The organism is Rubripirellula tenax, assembly GCF_007860125.1.
GTDB lineage: Bacteria > Planctomycetota > Planctomycetia > Pirellulales > Pirellulaceae > Rubripirellula > Rubripirellula tenax.
In genome coordinates this window covers 602,626-622,245 of the sequence record NZ_SJPW01000007.1, presented here as the reverse complement: position 1 = coordinate 622,245, position 19,620 = coordinate 602,626, and the positions used below count along the sequence as shown (strand labels likewise).

The window sequence follows — 19,620 nt, the reverse complement described above, 5'->3', positions numbered from 1 at the left end:
CGGATCGAACCGAAAAAAACACGCGTGCCAAAATTCGTCGCCAAAGAGAAAAATAGGTTATTTCGACAAATATCGTCAAGAGGCGGACGACTGGCGGCCGGGAAAAACAGCTTAAGAAGCCCGAACCGCCTCTTTTGTCCCGCCGCGAACTACTCCGCAGCCCCCGACATGACCTTCACACCCTTGATTGTGATCGGTTCGACCGGGACATCCTCCATCAAACCGGCACCCGGAACAGGCACCGAACGCGTCTGTTTGGCCTCAATTTTGTCGACGACTTCTTTGCCATCAAAGACTTTTCCAAACACTGCGTACCCGTAACCATCGGATCGCGGGTCCGAACGGTTTAAAAAACCATTATTTTTACCGGTATTGATGAAAAACTGGCTCGTGGCGCTGTGCGGATCCCCAGTTCGAGCCATCGCGACGGTGTATTCGTCGTTTTTCAGTCCGTTCGCGCCTTCATTTCTAACCGGCGGAAGCGTGTCCCTTTCCTTCATCGAAGCGTCCATTCCGCCGCCCTGAATCATGAAATCGGGAATCACGCGGTGAAAGATCGTGCCGGCGTAATGCCCCTTCTTGATGTACTCCAAGAAATTTGCGACCGTCAGCGGCGCATTTTCCTTGTCCAATTCCAGGATGATCGCCCCTTCACTCGTATCGATCTCTACCAAAATCGGATCCTCGGCGTGGGCCGAATTTGGGATCCAGGAGACAACAGCGAGCGCAGCGGCAAAGCAGAACGAGAGTCGGTTGAGCATCGGGTGGGGGTTCCTGATTACAGGCAGGTGGGATGTCGAACGGTTGGCGGACCGTCTTTTCGGAGCCGCCGAGAATCTAATCGATACGAAACTTGGCCATCAAAGGCAAGCCTTCGACGCGAAAAGTTGTATGCACTGGTCGTCGTGCGCGCCTATCCACGGCACTTTAAGCTACATCAGCGAGACGGCCGAGGCGACTGGCAAGTCGGGGCAAGAGAAATCAGTTGTTGAAACTAGGTAGTTCGAATTGTCTTGGATCGTTGCCAAAGTTGGAAAACTGATCAGCCCTGCAAGTCTGGGACACTGCCGCTGACGAATCGAAGGGGTCAAGCCATGATCGAGGCAATCGGTGTTCCTTCGCTGCGTTTGAGCGGTCGACCGATGGGTGTGTCCAATTCCTCGGAATAGTCGACACCTAGGACTGACAAGATGGTTGCATGCAGGTCGGCGACGGTGACCGGCTGTGAAACGTCGGCCAGCGGATTTTCCGGATCGAGTTTCGGATCGGGCGATGTCGCGCCATGCACATAGCCGCGGCGGATTCCGCACCCCGCCAACAAAGTCGAAAACCCGTGCGGCCAGTGGTCGCGCCCCTCGGCCGGATTGTGGTTCGGCGTACGACCAAACTCTCCGCCACAAACCACCAGCGTTGAATCGAGCAAATCGCGGTCCTCGAGTCGTTGCAGTAGGGCCGCGAGCGCCGGGTCCAATTTCTCACAAGCCGATGACTGAAGCGTGTGGTTGGTGACGTGCGAGTCCCAGCCACCGAGGGTGACTTCGACACACCGGGCGCCCACTTCAATCAATCGCGTCGCCGCCAAGCATCCGCGTCCGAATGGCGTGTCCCCAAAGGCTTCGCGCACCGCCTTGGGTTCGTCGGAAACGTCAAACGCCCCCAATTGTTCGCTGGACATCATCCGCAGGGCCGCATCGGTCGCGGTTTGGTGAAGCGTTCGATCGGTCTCCATTTTTTGCAGTCGGCCGCGGCGAAACTCTTTCTCCACGACGTCGTACAGGTCAGCGACTCGGCGATCGAAGCGTTCTTCATCCACACGCCGCGTGATGTCGGGAACGGGCCCTGCCGGATCATTGATTTTGAAAGCGTCATACGCCGCGCCCAAGTAACCGCCGCGTCCCGGCAATTGCCCGGGCAAGATCGAAATATGACGTGGGATATCGCCTCCCGAGTCGTCGGCGTGACACAGCACGGCGCCGATGGCCGGGTGCCGCAGTGTGGGGTCCAGCCGATACCCGGTTTTGATGTTGTAAACCGCGCGGGCATGATCGCCCTCTTTGCTGGTGACGCTACGGACGAGCGATGTCAGATGCATCATCTCGGCCGTGCGTGGCAGCAAGTCAGAAATCTGAATCTTCGGAATCGTTGTTCCGATGGCTTTCACGTCTCCACCGATCTTCGTACCGACATGGGGATCGAACGTCTCCAGTTGGCTGGGCGCACCTTCGCACCAAAGCAAGATCACGTTGCGAGGCTTTGCGGAATCCGTTTTCCCTTGCTCGTCGGCCAATGCGAGGGTTCGCGCGATCGACGACAACATCAACGCACCGCTGCCGGCGCCCAGCAAGGTGCGTCGCGACAGGTGAGCGGTTGGGTCACAAAGTTCGAACATCGTATTGCCTATCAACGTGAATGGATGACTAGTGATTCCAGGCCAGTTCGCTGCTGTTGAGCAAAACCCACATCACATCCTCGACCGCTTTTCCACGGTTATTAGATTGTGACAAGCGATTCACAAAATGAGCCTGCTCGTCCGCCGTCGGATAACGATTGAGCACGCAAAGGTAAACGCTGTCGACGACGGCATTGTCATCTGCGGAAAACATGCGGACGTGCGCCGTCGTGTTTAGAACCGGGTTGTCTTCGGTCAACTCTCGCAACATTTTGCCGTTCATCATCAACAATCGCTGAGTGATGGTGACGCTGTCGGTCGTGAACTCGTCTTCGCCGATGTCTCCATACCGGCTGACGAATTCGTTGTTACCCGTCAAAGTGGTCAGTTGCAGAATCAACGACGATTCTCGGTCGGTGCGTTTGATGCGTGCGGCTTGGAACATCGAACCGGCAACTTGCTCGGGACGCAAACGTACCAGCGGAAATACGGCGCCCGCTGAATCCATCGCATCGGTCACATCGAACGGAGCGCGGCTGTCGACACCGAACGCCGCCGAGCGAACGATCAATCGAATCAACCGACGCAAATCGAAATCGTTGGCGACAAAGTCATCCGTCAACCACTCGACCATCGGGTTGCTGGTCGAATCGAGCGGCAAGTTGTCGACCGATTCGCCCGGCGGTCGCCCGTACATGAGCGCCCACACATGGCTAACCGCTGCCCGCGCGGCTTGCCGGTTTTCGGGACTGGTGATCCAAGTCGCTAGACGATCGCGAGCGTTCCCGTCGGCCGGCAACAACCCCGCTTGGTACGGCACCGCGGGTTCGACGTCGGTTTCTTCTTCGGCGTTCAGGTACTGGTATTGATATTTGGGTTTACCGCTCTTCACGCCCTGCAAGCCATTGTTCTTCGCGCTGGTGAAGAACGCGGCCAACTGATGGAAGTCCGTTTGCAATCCCTCGCGCGGATCGTCAATGTCGCCCAGGCTGACGTTTCCCAAAAAGTCGTCGTGGCACTGCAAGCAATCGATTCGCAAACCCAAGAAAGCCCGAGACGTTCGCGCAGCCAAACGAACGGGATCCGGCGAGTTATCGTTGCTGTCGAAAGTCGACGTCAAAAAATTGACTTCGGGACGGTCTGTCCAAAGTCCTTCGGCCGTGATCAGCCGCCGCACCAAATCGTCATAACGAACGTCGGCCGCAAACTGCTCGGACAACCAGATCCGAAATCGACGTCGGCGATAGACGATGAACTGTCCCTCGTCCGTACCCACCAAGAACCGCGTCCAACGCTCGCCCCAATAGTGATGAAAGCGAGAATCGTTCATCAGGTTAGCAAGGTGACGCGGAACCCGTTCCGTTTCCGGAATTCCTTCCAAACCGCGAATCTCTTCGAGCGACAAACCGCTACCCACCATCGCCAATGAAACGCGCCTACAAACCGTCAACCAATCGGCGGGCGGCGCGGATGCGAATCCCTTTTCGGCAAGCGAATCTCGCCAGACTTGATCAAGCTCGGCACGAGATGAGCCAAGCGAGTCGGATGCCGACATGTCCGCAACGGATTGCTTCGACGGATCAGGGTTCGACGGATCAGGAATCGGCGCGTTACCGGTGGGCTGCGACAGCCCGGCAACGAGATAGCCAAATGCGAAGAGCACCAGTAACCCGAACCATCCCCACCGGACTGCGGATGACATTAGGCGTTTTAGGCGAGGCATGATCGACAGGGGGTGCGAGAAAACAGCGGGCCGTATCAATGGTTCGGCCCGCCGCGTTCTATCTTGGCACACTCGTCGAAAGAAATCTCTAGAAATAGCCGTTCCGGCGTCGGCTTCTCGAATCGAAAGACTCGATTGGCTGAACTGACCCGAACGGCTCGCTCGTCCGATGTCAGTATTCGGTACCCGATCGGCTGCCCGTCGCAACGTTGCTGCCGCGAGCTTTGAAGATTTGACGGGTTCGGCTGGGTGCGTAAGCTCGCGACGGTGAACTTTCGACGTACTCCGAGGGCGGCATCACGTCCTGGCCACTGATGTACATCGGTTCTTGTCCGCCGCCACACGAATCGCAGCCGCCACAGCCTGAATCACAGCTTCCACAACCGCCATCGCAATCGCCGGGACCACCGCCCAAAGCACCACCGCTGACAGGCGGACAACATCCACCACCGCAACTGGCGCTGCCGCACGAATCGCACCCGTCATCGCATCGGTAACCCCAAAGGTTCGAAAAGCCCTCAAAGACCGACCGACACTTACCACACGATTGCCCGTTGTGATTTCCGCACTTATCGCACGGATCGACACAGTTGGCTGGTTCGTTGATCCATGGATCAATGTAAAGCTCTCCGCAACCTTCGCAGTCCCCGCATCCACCGCACGAATTGACGGCAAACGGTCCACAGGCGCCGTTGGGGCCGCACGCCATCGGACCGACGCAGCCGGTGACCCAAAGCAAAGCCGAACAAGCAAGTGCGGCGACAATTCGATTCTCAAAACACATAGTCGGTAGCCTTATGGCAGTCTCAGACGTGGATAGACAATCCATTCATCGGCCGTCACAACCGGCAGAATTAAATCTTTTTGCCTAATCGCTAATGTCGAATCGATCGCGGTTTCACGAAAATCAGAACGAACGTCGCGGAATCGCCGTTCCGCACGATGCTTAAAGCGGCAAATGGACGCTCACTGGACGAATGCCTACGATCTCACGCGTGTCGATCGATACGGATGAAGCGAGGATCGGTGGTCGCGGATACGGTTATGGGCTGGCTGATCGCATCGTGGCTGGCACGGCCCAGTCCTCAAGTTCAATGATTTCGTTCAACGATTGAAACACAGTGACTCAAACAATTTTGCTGACTGGCGCGACCGGCTATGTCGGCGGCCGATTGCGACGAGTGCTCGAAGAACAGGGACATTCCATTCGTTGCATGGCGCGACGGCCGGACAATCTTCGCCAACGCGGCGCATCCACCACCGAAATCGTGCTGGGCAATGTGCTTGCGCCCGAAACGCTGGACGACGCTTTGGCGGGAATCCACACGGCGTACTACTTGATCCACGCGATGGGCACCGGCGAAGGTTTTCGTGACGACGATCGGGAAGGCGCCCGGAATTTTGCGATAACGGCGAAAGCCGCGGGCGTCCGCCGCATCATCTACTTGGGTGGACTCGGCATCGACGGTGACAAACTGTCCGAACATCTTCAGAGTCGACATGAAGTCGGCGAGATCCTGAAGGAATCAGGAGCCCAGGTCATCGAGTTTCGCGCCTCGATCATCATCGGATCAGGAAGCCTGTCTTACGAGCTCGTTCGGGCGTTGGTGCGAAAGTTACCGGTGATGCTGTGGCCCAAATGGGTTTCGACGAAAGCCTCGCCGATCGCGATTCGCGATGTGCTGTCGTACTTGACGGAAGCACTGACCTTACCGATCGGCGAAAGCAAGATTTATGAAATCGGAGGCCCCGATACGGTTTCCTACGGCGGGATCATGAATGAATACGCGGCTCAACGAGGCCTGCGCCGCCTGACGATCCCGGTCCCCTTTCTGTCACCCAAGATCAGCAGTCTTTGGTTGGGGCTGGTGACGCCCGTCTATGCGAGAATCGGTCGCAAATTGGTCGAAGGGCTCTCCAATCCCACCGTCGTCACCAGCGATACCGCCAAGCAAGATTTTCAAGTTCGACCGATCGGCATCAGCGAGGCGATTCGATTGGCCAACCAACGCGAAGACGAAGAGATGATCGAAACGCGTTGGTCCGATGCGTTGTCGTCATCTGGTCGCGTGACGAAATGGGGCGGCGTCGTTTTCGGCAGTCGCGTCGTTGACTCGCGACGAGTCGATGTGGACGTCGCGCCTCACATTGCCTTCACGGCCATCCAACGAATTGGGGGCGAAACGGGCTGGTACTATGCGAACTGGCTTTGGAAGATTCGTGGCTTCATCGATTTGTTGATCGGCGGCGTCGGAATGCGACGTGGACGAACCCATCCCACGAAATTGCGTGTCGGCGATGCGTTGGACTTCTGGCGTGTCGAAGCAATCGAGCCAGACCAGCGTCTGCGATTGTTTGCTCAAATGAAGTTGCCCGGCCGCGGCTGGCTCGACTTCGAAGTCACCGCCAACGACGAAGGCGGTTCAACGATTCGTCAGACCGCTGAATTCGACCCAGCCGGACTATTCGGGCTGTTGTATTGGTACTCGGTTTGGCCACTTCATCAATTCGTCTTCGCCGGAATGCTCAGGGGAATCGCGCGAGCGGCAACGAATCGTTGATGTTGAATTCAGCCGTGCTGCCTCGCTGCGGCGTCGCGAACAAGGATCGGCGGAAATTCACGGCCTGGCAATCGCTTTCCTTCAACCGAGAAAACGCGTTGCGACCGTGTCGGCAAACAGCACGCCTCGTTCGGTCAGCCGCGATCGTCCGACGGTATCTTCCAACAATCCTTCGGCAACCGAACGATCGATTGCATCGGAGCAATGATCGCGAAGGGCGACGCCCATTTCTTTGCCAATCCTGTCGATGTCGATTCCCTCCATCAACCGGATTCCGAAAGCTGCCCGCTCTCGGGCGCATTGAATGGGGGTGACGGCCTCGCTTTCGCCCGTCGGCGAATCGTCCGCCTCGATTCGCTTGATATACGTCGTCGTGCTTCGATGATTGACTTCGCGCAGTCCGCCAACAAACCGGGCCGCACCCGGCCCCGCCGCGTACCAACCACGCCCGTCCCAGTACGCCAAGTTGTGACGACAGCGATGCTCTGCCTTTGCGAAGTTGGAGACCTCGTAGTGGGCCAATCCTGCGTCCGCCGCCATCCGCCGAGCCGTCTGGTACATATCGACTTCGATCGATTCGTCCGTCGTCTTCAAATCGCCTCGTGTCATTCGCGACCAGAACGCTGTTCCCTTTTCATAAGTCAACGCGTATGTCGACAAATGGACGATGGGTAACGACAACGCCAGCTTCAAATCACTTTCCCAACCAGCCATTGTTTCGCCCGGCGCCGAAAAAATCAGATCCATCGACACGTTGGGGATCGTCGCCGCCGCCATTTCGATTGCCGCGGCCGCACTCGCGCCGGAATGACCTCGCTCGAGCAACTTGAGTTTGTCGGCAGCGAACGACTGGACACCAAGGCTGATCCGATTGACTCCGCCATCGACCAAACAGTTCAGTTTCTCGGCCGTGATGTCCTCGGGATTCGCTTCCACACTGAATTCAACGTCACCGACAAATGTTAGTCGTCGACGGATGATGCCGATCAGTGTTTTCAAAGCGTCCAACGGCAAATGTGTCGGCGTCCCGCCACCCAGAAAGACGGTTTCGATCGACGGCTGGTCCAGCTGTTTCAGTTCCCAGTCGATGCACCGGAGATACCGGGCGATCAAGTCGTCGCGGTCGGCAACGACGCTAAAGTTGCAATAGCCACAACGGTGTCGGCAAAATGGCACGTGGATGTAAGCCGACAACGGCGTCGGCCAGTCGAATCCGCTTACAGCCATAGTTTCAATCGACCGTCCATCAAGTCTGGAAACACTTGGTTGACGAACCGCTTGACTTGAGACTCGTTGTATCGCGTGCTCAAGTGCCCCGCGATGACCAATTCATTGTTGAATCGATCGGCCCGCTTCCGCCAATCGTCGATGTGCATGTGGCCGTGCTTGTGAATTTTGTCCTTGCGGTGCTCGGGCGCGACGAACGTCATTTCACAAATCAACACCTTTGCATCAAAGAACACGGGATTGTCGTCCAGTCCCTTGGGCGCCGTATCGCCGGTGTAAGCAACGACGGGCACCCGTGTTTCTGTCGTGATTTCGGTTCCGCCCATTTTCAGTTGCCGAATCTCGTCGCCCGACAGACTTAAGTATTCGGGTTTCAGTTTGTGCCTTCGTTGGTGAACGACAAATCCAACCGAATCGATCGTGTGTGTCGTCGGCAGCGCCGTCACGATGTACTCGCGGCTGATGTGCGTTTCATCGCCGGGCAACAATCCGACCAATTCGCAGGGCATCGGGCCACGGTCGAGTTTGCGAAACGTTTGCAACATATCCCATGCGGTATCGACGGCCGAATCGGGTAGATAGATGACCGGCGGTTCCATTTTCATCATCCGGCGCCGGGACACGTACGCGGGCAAGGCCGCGATGTGGTCCAAGTGAGCATGCGAAATGAACATGGTTGGCGTGCCCATGAAGTCCCATGGTTGCACGCCAACGTCGAACAGCAATTTCAGCTCGTTGATCCGCCAACAGGTTTGCACGGCCGCGCGCGAGTAACCTTCGATCGTCAGACCGTCGTGCAGATGAGATACCAGGGGAATATTGTCGACCATGAAAACAAAGATGCGAGGCGTCGGAATTGGGTTCGGGCGACCATTGAAACCAATTCGACCTACCGAGGCATACCCGGCATGTTGGCGGCTTTGAATTCCTCGGCACCATAATTGTCAACTTCGTTAACGCTTAGCGACTCCGAATAACCGTCTGTGCGAACCACAAAGAGTTCGCCTGTGTCGGACTGCTCAACCGACGCGCCGTGGTGGCGAGTCAATTCCAACGTGGCCAGAAACCAGCCGATGACCGCCGATTTGTGAATGCCACCTTCCACCAGATCGAACAGCGGCAATCGTGCCGACTCGCGAAGTCTCTCGTGAATCCGCTGCATATAGATGTGGATCGGCGTATCGTCGTAAACGACTTCGGTTTGCGGCGGCCCTCCCGCTTCTCGCATGATTCGGCCGAAAGCGCTAACCAAGTCCCAGATTTCCAGATCGACGATGGGCTGATCGCCCAGATCCACCCGTCGAGCGGGCAAATCATCACTCAATCGCTCGTAACGTTGCTGCCAACGGCCACCCATTTCGTCCAAGACGGCCGCGGCGTCACGGATTTCTTTGTATTGCAGCAGCCGCTCGACCAATTCAGTCTGGGGATCGTCGATCGCCTCTTCTTCCGATTCGTCAACAATTTTCGGCAAAACGGCCTGGCTCTTCAGTTCCACCAGCGTGCTTGCCAGATCGATGAAGTCCCCCACATCGGTCAAATCCATGTCTTGGAGGATATCGATGTAACCGATGTATTGGTCGACAATTTTGGCCAATGACATCTCTGTCAAATCGACCTCGTGACGGCGGACCAAGTACAGCAACAGGTCAATGGGACCTCGATAAGCCGGTAATTCGATTCGAAAAGACATAAACAGAAACGTCCCCAAACGCAGAAAGTCGCCAAATCACCCGATCGCAACGGCGGAATGACTATCCTACGCCGAAGGACTGCAAATCGTAGCCCTTGTTGGATTTAGACCCCAAAATTATGATGCCACGCTTCGATTCATCCGTCGACTCGAATTCCCCTCCCCTTGAACCCGTTTTTCCCCCGCTGATGCCTCAATCTAACCAGCGTCACGTTCTCTCGGCCCTCGTCCAGAACGTTCCCGGCGTGCTCGCACACATCTCGGGAATGCTCGCTTCACGCGGCTACAACATTGATTCGCTGGCCGTGGGTGAAACCGAAGACCCAAATTTGTCGCGAATGACGTTCGTTGTCGTCGGTGATGACCACGTTCTTGAACAGGTCGGCAAGCAACTGGAAAAGATCGTTACGGTCGTCAGAGTACTCGACGTCAGCAGCCGAGACTTTGTCGAACGCGACCTACTGCTCCTGAAAGTGAAAGCACCCGCCGGAACCGGTCGCAGCGAGATTCGGGAGCTGGTCGATATTTTCCGAGGCCAAATCGTCGACGTCGGTCCCGAAGAAGTGATGATCGAAATCAGCGGTCGCGAAAACAAAGTCCAAGCGTTCATCGAACGAATGCGTCCCTACGGCATCACCGAACTGGTACGAACGGGACGAATCGCGATGGTCCGCAGTGGCAACGATGCCGCTGCGGCGGACGATAGCGAAGCTCGCTTCGCTACCTAGAAAGTACCAACGAAGCTCGCTCCCGAAACGCTCGTTCTCAAAACACTCACCATCCCCAGAAACTCAAACCGATATTTCAGACATGGCTGCAACGATTTACTACGAAAACGACGCTGACCTTTCGCACCTCAAAGGCAAGAAGGTCGCGATTCTCGGCTACGGCTCGCAAGGTCACGCTCAAGCACAGAACCTTCGCGACAGCGGTGTGGAAGTCTTGATCGGCCAGCGCCCGGGTTCAGCCAACTATGACTTGGCGGTTTCTCACAAGTTCAAACCGTTGTCGATCGCGGACGCCGTCAAAGCGGCCGATGTCATCAACGTCCTGCTTCCCGATGAAGTTCAAGGCGACATCTACAAGAGCGACATTCGCGACAACTTGTCCAAGGGCAATGTCCTGATGTGCTCGCACGGTTTCAACATCCACTTCGGCCAAATTGAACCACCGGCCGGCATCGATACGCTGTTGGTCGCCCCAAAGGGCCCCGGTCACTTGGTCCGTAGCGAATACGAAAAGGGCGGCGGCGTTCCTTGCTTGATCGCTCTTGGTGAAGGCGCATCGGATACCACCAAGCAAATCGGCTTGGCGTATGCGAAAGGCATCGGCGGTACTCGTGGCGGCGTGATCGAAACCACGTTCGCCGAAGAAACCGAAACGGACTTGTTCGGCGAACAAGTGGTGCTTTGCGGTGGCGTCAGCGAGTTGGTCAAAGCGGGCTTCGAGACATTGGTCGAAGCCGGTTACCAACCCGAAATGGCGTATTTCGAGTGCATGCACGAATTGAAGCTGATCGTCGATTTGCTATACCAAGGCGGACTCAGCTACATGCGTTACAGCATCTCCAATACGGCCGAATACGGTGACTATGTCAGCGGCCCACGGATCATCACGCCCGAAACCAAGGTCGAGATGAAGAAGATTTTGACCGAAATCCAAACCGGAGAATTCGCTCGCAAGTGGATCTCGGAAAACAAGGCTGGTGCGCCGTTCTTCAAAGCGACCCGCCGACGCGAACGATTGCACGGTGTCGAACAAATCGGCATCGGCCTTCGCCGCATGATGAACTGGATCGAAGAAAAGGAAGTTTGATCGATGCCCGATGCCGTCGCGTTCCCAAATGTTCGTGAATTGACTCAACTGCAGATCGACGCCGTCGATCGTTGGCACCGCGAACCGATCGACAATCCGTTTGACGGAATCCAGTCGCTCGTTTGCCAACAGCACGAGTTCAATTACCGGCTTTGGCATGAAGAAGACAAAGCGCGAAGCCCATCGGCATCGGACACTGAGATCGCAACCGTCAAACGGGCGATCGACAAACTCAATCAAGCGCGTAACGACATGATCGAAAAGATCGATGACGCGCTGACCGAAGCATTGTGTAAAGCCGGCGTGCCAGAGAGCACCGGCCCGATCAATACCGAAACAGCAGGCAGTGCGATCGACCGTTTGTCGATCATGTCGTTGCGGTTGTATCACTACCGCGAGCAAGCCGATCGCGCCGACGCCGACGATACGCATCGCGGCAAAGTCCAGCAACGAATCGATCTGTGTGCCCAACAACACGCCGACCTGTCACATTCATTGCAACAACTTCTTGATGACATTGTCGCGGGACGCAAGCAACACCGGACGTATCGTCAGATGAAGATGTACAACGACCCGACGCTGAACCCGGCGATTTACGCGGCGAAGAAATAGGGGCTGCGAAGAAATAGGAGCCGGGCACGAATGGCGTCGTCACAACGCTGAGTGTCAAACGAATGGGGGCAAGCGAATCATTTCCTGTCCCAACCCATTCGTTTGCCCCCATTCGCTTAACATCATCTGCCGACCCATCATGCCGACCACCATCGTGGGCAAATATATAAGTCGGGGTGGGCAACGACATGAGTGCTTGTCGCGATATTTTTCGCTCAAAAGTTTGTGCGATGTACCGACGCCCGCTAGACTTTCGGCCGTCACGTCCCGTTGCCCATTCGCTAAGGCGGTCTTCTATGTTGCGTCTCTATCGCGCACCCGCGGTTCTTGCGGTTTGCCTGATTGTTTCCGTCGGCTTCGCCGTTCACGCGTCTCATGCCCAAGACGCATCAACGGCTGACAAACCATCCGATGCGGCGGCGGAAACGGACGACGAGGCGGAAGAACCCGATCCGTATGCCATTCCCGAGAACGCGACGGCGGAAGAACTGGTCGCCCACATCCGAGCGGTCACCCGCATGCGAGGACGAACGATCGAAACCGTGACCAAATCAGCGAACACCGTTGTCGACACCGTCGAAGCGATCCGCAAATTGGACGACGTCGATGTCGAATTGCTTTCGGATTCGATTCAAGAAGAAATCACGGCGTTGAATTTCCTGGTTCGCTTTGACCCCAAGGCTCGCAAGCGTCTTGAAACCTTGATCGACGAATTGGCCGCCGACGAACGCCCCGAGATCAAAGAACTCGCCGAAACGGAAATGCTAAAGATCCGGATCGAAGGCGCCCGCAACGCCAGCGAGCAGGACCAACGCGCGTTGATCGGCGAAATCGAAACGATGGTTGCGAAGTCGTCGATGGATCGGAACCAGTTCGCGCTGGCGTACCGGTTGGCCGAATCGATCGCCGCCTCGGGAAACATCGATGTGGCTGCTTCGTTTTATGAACAATTGGCGAAGTGGATGAAGGACTCGGACGATGAAATGATCCGCAATCGTGCCGACAAAATGATTGGTGCAGCGCGTCGCATCCGTTTGCCCGGAAACCCGATCGAATTGGTCGGGAAGACCACCGACGGCGACGACTTTGAATGGGAAAACTATCGCGGGAAAGTCGTCTTAGTGGATTTCTGGGCATCGTGGTGCGGACCCTGTCGCGGCGAAGTACCCAACATGAAACGGAATCTCGAAATCTATGGCGACAAAGGCTTTGCTGTCGTCGGTATCAACCTAGACCGAACACTCGAAGCGTGTGAAGACTACGTTGCCAAAGAGGAACTAACCTGGACCAATCTGATCAGTGACCAGGACGACGAAATGGGATGGGACAACCCCATCGCAACCCACTATGGCATCTCAGGTATTCCCACCGCGATTCTGGTGGATAAAGCGGGCAAAGTGATCTCGATGCGAGCGCGAGGCAAAGAGCTCGATCGCCTTCTCGAAGAGCAACTGGGCGCACCCGATGACACCGAAGACGAACCAGTCAAAGATTGAGCGGACGCATCGGCCCGCACCCTTCAGGGCCGGTCCGGTAGGTGTGCGTTCTGGCGGGTTTCATGGATGGATACTGACGCTGTCATCGTGTCGTTTGTCCCCATTCGCATGACACTTTCCGCCGCCCCATCACGTCGAACAAGGAGGAAAAGCACTGACTCGCCCTCATTATCGGTACGACTATGACGAAATCGGTCGACTCGATGCCCAGATCGAGAAGGACCAATCCGGCGATACGCTTGCAAGATCAACTATTCGTCGAGGGCAATGCAAAGCCATACGAAGCAATGATTGGCAAGCAAATACCAGGGCTTCCCGGCGCCTCCAACTCGAATTGGGTTGGAGGAACGCCACCTGCACTGACTGGGAAACCATATCTGATTCGATTCTGGGCGACTTGGTGCAGTTCCTGCCAGGATGACGTTCCTGCTCTGAGCCAGTTTGTGAACTCGGGCGGGACCGTCATTGGAATGCATCCCAAAGCGGACACCAACGACGTGCTCCGCGTCATGAAACAAACCAAACTGTTGCACCCCACTTTTGTTTCTGACGAAGATTCTGGGTGGTACGCGCAAAAGATTGCGAACTATCCGTCACCAATGTTTCCATACTATCTGCTGGTCGATGGGCAGGGCGTGGCTGTCGCCCATGGTTTACTGAGTGACGAGGAGTCTGGCATCTTAGCCAAATACCGCGAACTAGTTGCTGGTACCACGCCTGCAGATCAACCGTCCCAACTCTCGGCCGCATCGGCAACAGACGAGCCACCAAAGCAACCCGTCGTTACGCCTGCGAAAGTTCCAGAAGAATCGGAAATGATGGAGGTTGCGATTCGCGTCAACTACAAAAATCAGCCCGTTGCTGGAGCGATGGTTCATCCAGAATATTACGGAGGACTTGGCGGAAATGAACCAACCGATGTCGAACCGAAATTGACGGATGCGACAGGGATGGCAACGTTTCGACTGAAGAAGCGATATGGCGAGAACTTTGAAACAAAGAGTTTTCACGTTCGGGTAAGGCATACTGATTTCTGCTATCGGTACGAACACAACGCTCCCATCGAGAACGGCGTCATCACACTCTCGCTGACCAAAGGCTATCGCGTCTTAGTCGATGCGATCGATGATGACACGAAAACAGCCATCACAAGCGACATTTATGCTGGCGACTTACACAATGGAATCTGGCGTCGCCAAGACGATGGACGACTACTTTCGCCGATGCTTCGCTACGATCAATTTGGGAATCGTGCCATCGGGCTAACGCAGATTCGCGACCAGCAAGTCATCGGATTCAGCGATCTGGTCCGCGTTCGGCCGCTACGAAAACAGCGGCAAGTGATGGCCACCAAGATCCCGATTCATCCCCCCGTGATGCTCTCAGGGGAATTGGATTCCAGTGTTCCGCGGCCTGTCAGGAATAGCCGCGTGATGGTCGTGGTAAAACGCGCGCTGAGAAGAAAAAGCGGAAAGGTGAATACGTGGGGACCGGAGTGGGTCGATTGGATGCCAGTCGGTTCTGATGGAACGTTTCAGTTTGACGCTCTGCCTCGAGGCGGTGAGGTCGAGTTGCTTGCGATTTGCGATGATGAATTCATCTCGTCGGCGACCGCGGTTCAAGGAATGGGAATGGGTATCACGCCAGGTATGTTCCTAGGCTACCTACAGCCGATGAAGATTCAGCTTGGGAACGAGAACAAGAGCGTCACGGTTGCAATGCGTCCCATGACCAGTGCAAAAGTCCGCTTGCTGGATCCCCAATCAAAACCCGTCGCCGGAGCAAATGTGATGGCCCGCCCTCATCACCGGTGGCATTCCCATCTGGGGCAACCATTGTTCCACAGTCTGCGATCACGCGACATGCTGCTGGGCCGCGAACCCGGACCGACGTACCGAGAATCACCCAGCGGGATTACCGACGAAAACGGCATCGCGACGCTGGAAAGCATCATCCCCGGATCCTATATGGTGACCGTAAAACATCCGACATTGGAAATGCGACCCAATCCGCATACACCGCATGTCCGCGATGTCGACGTCAAGTTTCAGGGTGGCAAAGTTCCCAGCGGCAAAGCTCCGAGCGGCAAAGTAAACGAGCTAAATATCAGGCTTGTCCCCAAAGGTACCACGAAGCTTGGAAGATGATGTGGGGCGAATCAATTTTTGAATTCGCGAATTCAGTTCTAAAGGTAACCCGACGCGTGAGCGAGGGATTCACGCGACTCCTCGCTCACTTGTTTAAAAGCCAATTCAGCTTTCCAAGTGCTTCACGATGAGCAACCTCATTGGCCTGAACCCAAATGATTCCTTCCTTGCCTTCGCCGCCGCTGAGATATTCCACAACCGGCTTCGCGTCTCCGGCAACCATTGTCGCGTCGAGCACTCGCTGCAAGCTGCGAGCAATGTCGACACCTTTGTACGGCAACTGGCCAATGTAGTACTTGCGGGACAAGGAGGTCGACCGCATCTGCTCCCGCGTCGTGACCTGCAAGACGTCGTCTTCAATCATCATCTCCAATTGGAGGCTCCTTAGCATCAGCCTGATCGCGGATCGCAACGAAACATTCGCTAGAGAAATTGTGACAGGAACATCTGGTGTCAGGCCCGACTCTTCCAGGGCTTGCCGATTGAGCACGATTGGAATCGCATGCTGCTTGCCTATCGTTTGCAAAGCTTCCTGCAACGGAGTGCCCACAAAGTGAACACTGGTCTCGTCATCAAAGGCAAAATTGATTCGCGTCTCAGGCGAACTGAGTTCCGCGACAATGGCTCGCTTTTCAGCGACTGCAAACGCGATCGCGGCATCATTGGCTTCCCTCTTCGCGGCCTCCTTGGGAGTATCCGGCTTCGGAACACCAAACGGATCTTCGATTCCAGCCTTGTCGGCATAAATGGGGCGACCAAACGGATCCGTTTTCCCTGTGTTGCCTCCGAACGGATCTCCGTCAGTCATGCCAGGCACCGTGGATGACTGACGTTTCGCAGCCTCCAACTTGAACCTCTCGATCTTAGAGCGTTCGTTGTTGAATACTTCGATGGCTCGGTAGTACTCATCCCGGTCGACAATATTGGGGTCGTCTTTTTCTCCAATGATCTGATCCAACACTTCGTTGTGGCCCTGACGTAGCATCTGGACCACCAGACTCGTAACCGCACGCCGTACGTTTGCGTTCTCCGTCTTCATCAATTCGACCAGGAACGGCATCGTCAAATTTGCATGGACGTCTTCTCGAACCATTGTCAGGACCATTCGATATCGCAAGATTTTGATCGCGTCCGGTTCACCGCGAATTTCGCCTGCCTTCATGAAAATGACTCGCGATGCTGCTGTTCGCACACGTTTGTCGGAATCGTATGTGAGCGGCATCAGCGCCTTTGGAATTTCATTCGATACGCCGAGGTACTGTGACAAGGGCTCAATGATCGCCTCGCGTTCGGCGGCATTCCCCGATCGAGCCTGGCCTATCCATTGGAACACCTTTTTCTTAGTGGACTCGTGATCTTGATCGCCAAAGACACCCGGCGGAAAGGCATCGCGGACCGCCGTTTCGTTCTTCGTTTGTGTGGGCTGGCCAAACGGATCAGTGTCCGCGTAATCGAACGCGATATTCTCGTCTTGTCCTGGCGCTGTCGACGCCGGGGCAAAGGGCGATGAAGCATTGGGCGTCTGCGCCTGGGCGAAACGAATCGTTGCGCATGGGATCGAGATCAATGTCATCAACACCAACAGCAGTGCCGCGAATCCGCCACGATGAAGATGGAAAGGAGAACTGGCATTACTGTTGAACAAACGCTGAATACGGTATTCAAGCAGTGATCGGTCTTGACCGTCCGCAGCAAGTTGAATCGCCCTGGCTCGGTTAGCTTCGGCGCACCGTTCGGCCATCCGCAGTAGCGCTCCCCCGTAGTCGATCGACAGAAAGCCCGATGAAACGACCATGTCATCGCAGCAAAGCTCCCGCTCGGCGCTGATCCGGCGACTAAGCCACCACACCGCCGGATGAAAAAACAGCAGCGACTCAAGAATCCGTTGGCCTAAATTCACCCACAAGTCGAACCGACGAATATGAGCAAACTCATGACGGAGAATCGCGTTGAGATCGTCGGGCGTCAGACCGGTTGTAAGTGCGGTCGGCAACAGAATCATTGGACGCAGCAGCCCCACGACGGTTGGAACCATGACGTTCTGGCAGTAGGCTACCTTCGGAACGCGCCGCAGTTGCAACTGCCGAGCCTGATCGGCGATCTGTTGGCACAGACCCGTATCATGAATCACTTCGGCACGGGCACGCAACCGACTCCCACCGCATACGGCAATCAGCAGTCGCACCAGAAAGAACGACACACCGAACAGGTACGCGCTGACAACCCACGCTGCCGAATCGTGGACCCACAGCGGAAAACCACCAAGTACAGTCGTGTTCACGGTGTTTGCTAAATCCTCGATGGCAATGTTGGTTCGTTGATCGCGGACCGAATTGTCGGGGGTAATGCCGATTGCAGTCGCTCGAACGTGGTCCGGGTTCACGTCACTGGTCAATGTGATTGACGGGCTGTGAACCGGGCGATCTTGAACGGCGAACGTGATTACCATCAACAGCGGAAGGATCGCCATTGCAGTGCAGAACATCGCATAGCGTCCTTTGGGCGACGCTGTTCGGAGTGCGGTGGCCATCAACCAAGCCAATCCGGCGACGACGGCGGCTTGCCAAAGAAAATGCAACATGGTGACCAGCAATCTGCCGGCCAACTCTTCGCCGAAGAGCGTCCAAATGTTTGATGCTTCATCACTCATTCTTGTGTTCCCTCATTCTTTGGTTGAATGTTTTTCGCAGCCGCTTGAGTGATTCCTCGTTGAGATCGGAAACATCAAATAGGCTTTCCACCACGGCCTCGGCCGAACCATCAAACACGCGGTGAACCAAATCTCGAAGCATGTGGTTGGAAACCTCGTCCGCTGCGACAAGAGGTGCGAAGAGAAAGCCTTTGCCGGACTCTGGCGATACTTGCTCGACCAGCTTCTTCTCGGCCATCCGCTGCAACATGGTGATGACCGAGGTGTGTGCCAGAACCCGCCCTCGGCTTTCCAACGATTCACGAATCTGACGCGCAGTCAGTGGCGACTGCTCCCAGATCACTTTTAGGATCAACAGTTCCAATTCGGAAGGGTTCGCATTCGCCATCGGTTGCTCTTAAACAGAATTTCTACAACAGTAAAATTTAACAGGCCGTAGAGCGGTCGTCAACTAGAACTTCTACACTCGTAGAAATACGTTGCCGACGTTGACCACGGTGGATAGAAAGAGGCATTCTTCATTCAGAATTTGCGCCTGAATCGTGCAAAATTTTGGCATTGCGCTTCGTTGCAGGATACAGCTGCCAAAACACAAAGGTGGATCAAGTGCGTTCAAATCAGGAGGCAGTTCATCCTATTCTACCGGTTGAGCACTACTGGTCGAACGATGATCCTCCTTACGCCAATCAGACCAACCAAGAAGAACTGAGTATGTTGGTGGGGCTGACGCCTTGCATCGAACATCGAACAGAGTTCCTTGATCGTTCCATTTACATCGACATGCTGGCCCTTGCATGACTATCGCGTGATCGCCCCCTCGCGCTCTTTCAATCCCGCAAGTTTATCTTCTGTCTCTCTTAAGGCGGCTTCGCCGCAATTCGTAGTGGATCTTGTTAAAGATCCGATGCCGCAAGGATCTTTAACAAGATCCACTACAAAATCATCGCCAAATAACATCAATCGAAGCGAAAACTGATGTAGATGCCCGCATTCAGACATGCTTTGCACTGAAAATCCGAGAGCGCGAAAGTCTCCAGAAACGACTACCGCTTGTCGCCATTCCGCCACGGTTCAGTCAACATCTGGTCAGGCATGACAATTTGGAATGCTCCCCAAAACCTGATCCAGGGGTTATGAAAGTCTAGAGCCAATTCCGGCGAAGGATTTTCCATGAGCAAGAAACGACGACGACATTCACCCGAACAGATCATCAAGAAGCTACGTGATGCGGATGCCATGCTGGCGGCCGGCAAGAGCGTTGGCGAAGTCCTGCAAACGCTCGAGGTCAGTGAAGCCACGCTGAGCCG

The 19,620-nt window shown here is 55.5% G+C and carries 17 protein-coding genes; 8 read left to right on the top strand and 9 right to left on the bottom strand.

What is annotated here, in order from left to right:
- Positions 1-149: 149 nt before the first annotated feature.
- The 4 genes from Poly51_RS25875 to Poly51_RS25860 form a co-directional block, all read right to left on the bottom strand.
- A complete protein-coding gene (locus tag Poly51_RS25875; RefSeq protein WP_146461550.1) occupies positions 150-761 on the bottom strand; it encodes a peptidylprolyl isomerase in 612 nt (203 codons plus the stop codon).
- 326 nt (positions 762-1,087) lie between these two features.
- Positions 1,088-2,389, bottom strand: a complete 1,302-nt coding sequence (locus Poly51_RS25870; RefSeq protein WP_146461549.1) for a DUF1501 domain-containing protein — start codon at positions 2,387-2,389, stop codon at positions 1,088-1,090.
- Between the two features lie 28 nt (positions 2,390-2,417).
- Positions 2,418-4,091: a DUF1549 domain-containing protein gene (locus Poly51_RS25865; RefSeq protein WP_186775812.1), complete on the bottom strand. Its 1,674-nt coding sequence runs from the start codon at positions 4,089-4,091 to the stop codon at positions 2,418-2,420.
- A gap of 193 nt (positions 4,092-4,284) precedes the next feature.
- Complete coding sequence (locus Poly51_RS25860) at positions 4,285-4,896, bottom strand: hypothetical protein (protein WP_246114767.1); 612 nt, start codon at positions 4,894-4,896, stop codon at positions 4,285-4,287.
- Positions 4,897-5,089: 193 nt separating this feature from the next.
- Between Poly51_RS25860 and Poly51_RS30735 the strand changes: the two genes are divergently transcribed.
- Both Poly51_RS30735 and Poly51_RS25855 read left to right on the top strand, forming a co-directional pair.
- Positions 5,090-5,227 (top strand): hypothetical protein, encoded by a 138-nt coding sequence (locus Poly51_RS30735; protein WP_186775811.1) that lies wholly within the window; start codon positions 5,090-5,092, stop codon positions 5,225-5,227.
- Between the two features lie 6 nt (positions 5,228-5,233).
- Positions 5,234-6,673 (top strand): SDR family oxidoreductase, encoded by a 1,440-nt coding sequence (locus tag Poly51_RS25855; RefSeq protein ID WP_146461545.1) that lies wholly within the window; start codon positions 5,234-5,236, stop codon positions 6,671-6,673.
- Positions 6,674-6,754: 81 nt separating this feature from the next.
- Here the strand turns inward: Poly51_RS25855 and hemW are convergent, their stop codons facing one another.
- The 3 genes from hemW to Poly51_RS25840 are packed head-to-tail and all read right to left on the bottom strand — an operon-like array spanning position 6,755 to position 9,593.
- Positions 6,755-7,900 carry a radical SAM family heme chaperone HemW gene (hemW, locus tag Poly51_RS25850; protein ID WP_146461544.1) on the bottom strand — a complete coding sequence of 382 codons (1,146 nt, stop codon included), beginning with the start codon at positions 7,898-7,900 and terminating at the stop codon, positions 6,755-6,757.
- Entirely contained in the window at positions 7,891-8,730 is an 840-nt protein-coding gene (locus Poly51_RS25845) for an MBL fold metallo-hydrolase (RefSeq protein ID WP_146461542.1), read from the bottom strand. The genes hemW and Poly51_RS25845 overlap by 10 nt, the downstream gene beginning before the upstream one ends.
- 59 nt (positions 8,731-8,789) lie before the next feature.
- Complete coding sequence (locus Poly51_RS25840; RefSeq protein WP_146461540.1) at positions 8,790-9,593, bottom strand: segregation and condensation protein A; 804 nt, start codon at positions 9,591-9,593, stop codon at positions 8,790-8,792.
- A gap of 188 nt (positions 9,594-9,781) precedes the next feature.
- On the opposite strand from Poly51_RS25840, the gene ilvN reads away from it, so the two are divergent.
- The 5 genes from ilvN (at position 9,782) to Poly51_RS25815 (ending at position 15,663) form a co-directional block, all read left to right on the top strand.
- The gene (ilvN, locus tag Poly51_RS25835; RefSeq protein WP_146461538.1) at positions 9,782-10,321 is read left to right on the top strand and encodes an acetolactate synthase small subunit; all 540 of its coding nucleotides are present in this window, start codon (positions 9,782-9,784) and stop codon (positions 10,319-10,321) included.
- Between the two features lie 82 nt (positions 10,322-10,403).
- Positions 10,404-11,408: a ketol-acid reductoisomerase gene (ilvC, locus tag Poly51_RS25830; RefSeq protein WP_146461536.1), complete on the top strand. Its 1,005-nt coding sequence runs from the start codon at positions 10,404-10,406 to the stop codon at positions 11,406-11,408.
- A gap of 3 nt (positions 11,409-11,411) precedes the next feature.
- Complete coding sequence (locus Poly51_RS25825) at positions 11,412-12,020, top strand: DUF4254 domain-containing protein (RefSeq protein ID WP_146461534.1); 609 nt, start codon at positions 11,412-11,414, stop codon at positions 12,018-12,020.
- A gap of 296 nt (positions 12,021-12,316) precedes the next feature.
- Positions 12,317-13,516 carry a TlpA family protein disulfide reductase gene (locus tag Poly51_RS25820; RefSeq protein WP_186775810.1) on the top strand — a complete coding sequence of 400 codons (1,200 nt, stop codon included), beginning with the start codon at positions 12,317-12,319 and terminating at the stop codon, positions 13,514-13,516.
- 182 nt (positions 13,517-13,698) lie between these two features.
- Positions 13,699-15,663: a hypothetical protein gene (locus Poly51_RS25815; RefSeq protein WP_146461531.1), complete on the top strand. Its 1,965-nt coding sequence runs from the start codon at positions 13,699-13,701 to the stop codon at positions 15,661-15,663.
- An 85-nt stretch (positions 15,664-15,748) separates the two neighbouring features.
- On the opposite strand, the gene Poly51_RS25810 is transcribed toward Poly51_RS25815, so the two are convergent.
- Entirely contained in the window at positions 15,749-18,313 is a 2,565-nt protein-coding gene (locus Poly51_RS25810) for a M56 family metallopeptidase (RefSeq protein WP_146461529.1), read from the bottom strand.
- Positions 18,306-18,701 carry a BlaI/MecI/CopY family transcriptional regulator gene (locus Poly51_RS25805; RefSeq protein WP_146461527.1) on the bottom strand — a complete coding sequence of 132 codons (396 nt, stop codon included), beginning with the start codon at positions 18,699-18,701 and terminating at the stop codon, positions 18,306-18,308. The genes Poly51_RS25810 and Poly51_RS25805 overlap by 8 nt, the downstream gene beginning before the upstream one ends.
- Positions 18,702-19,483: 782 nt before the next feature.
- Here Poly51_RS25805 and Poly51_RS25800 point away from each other — a divergent pair.
- The coding region (locus tag Poly51_RS25800) for a transposase (RefSeq protein ID WP_390621810.1) at positions 19,484-19,620 on the top strand (137 nt) is incomplete at its 3' end.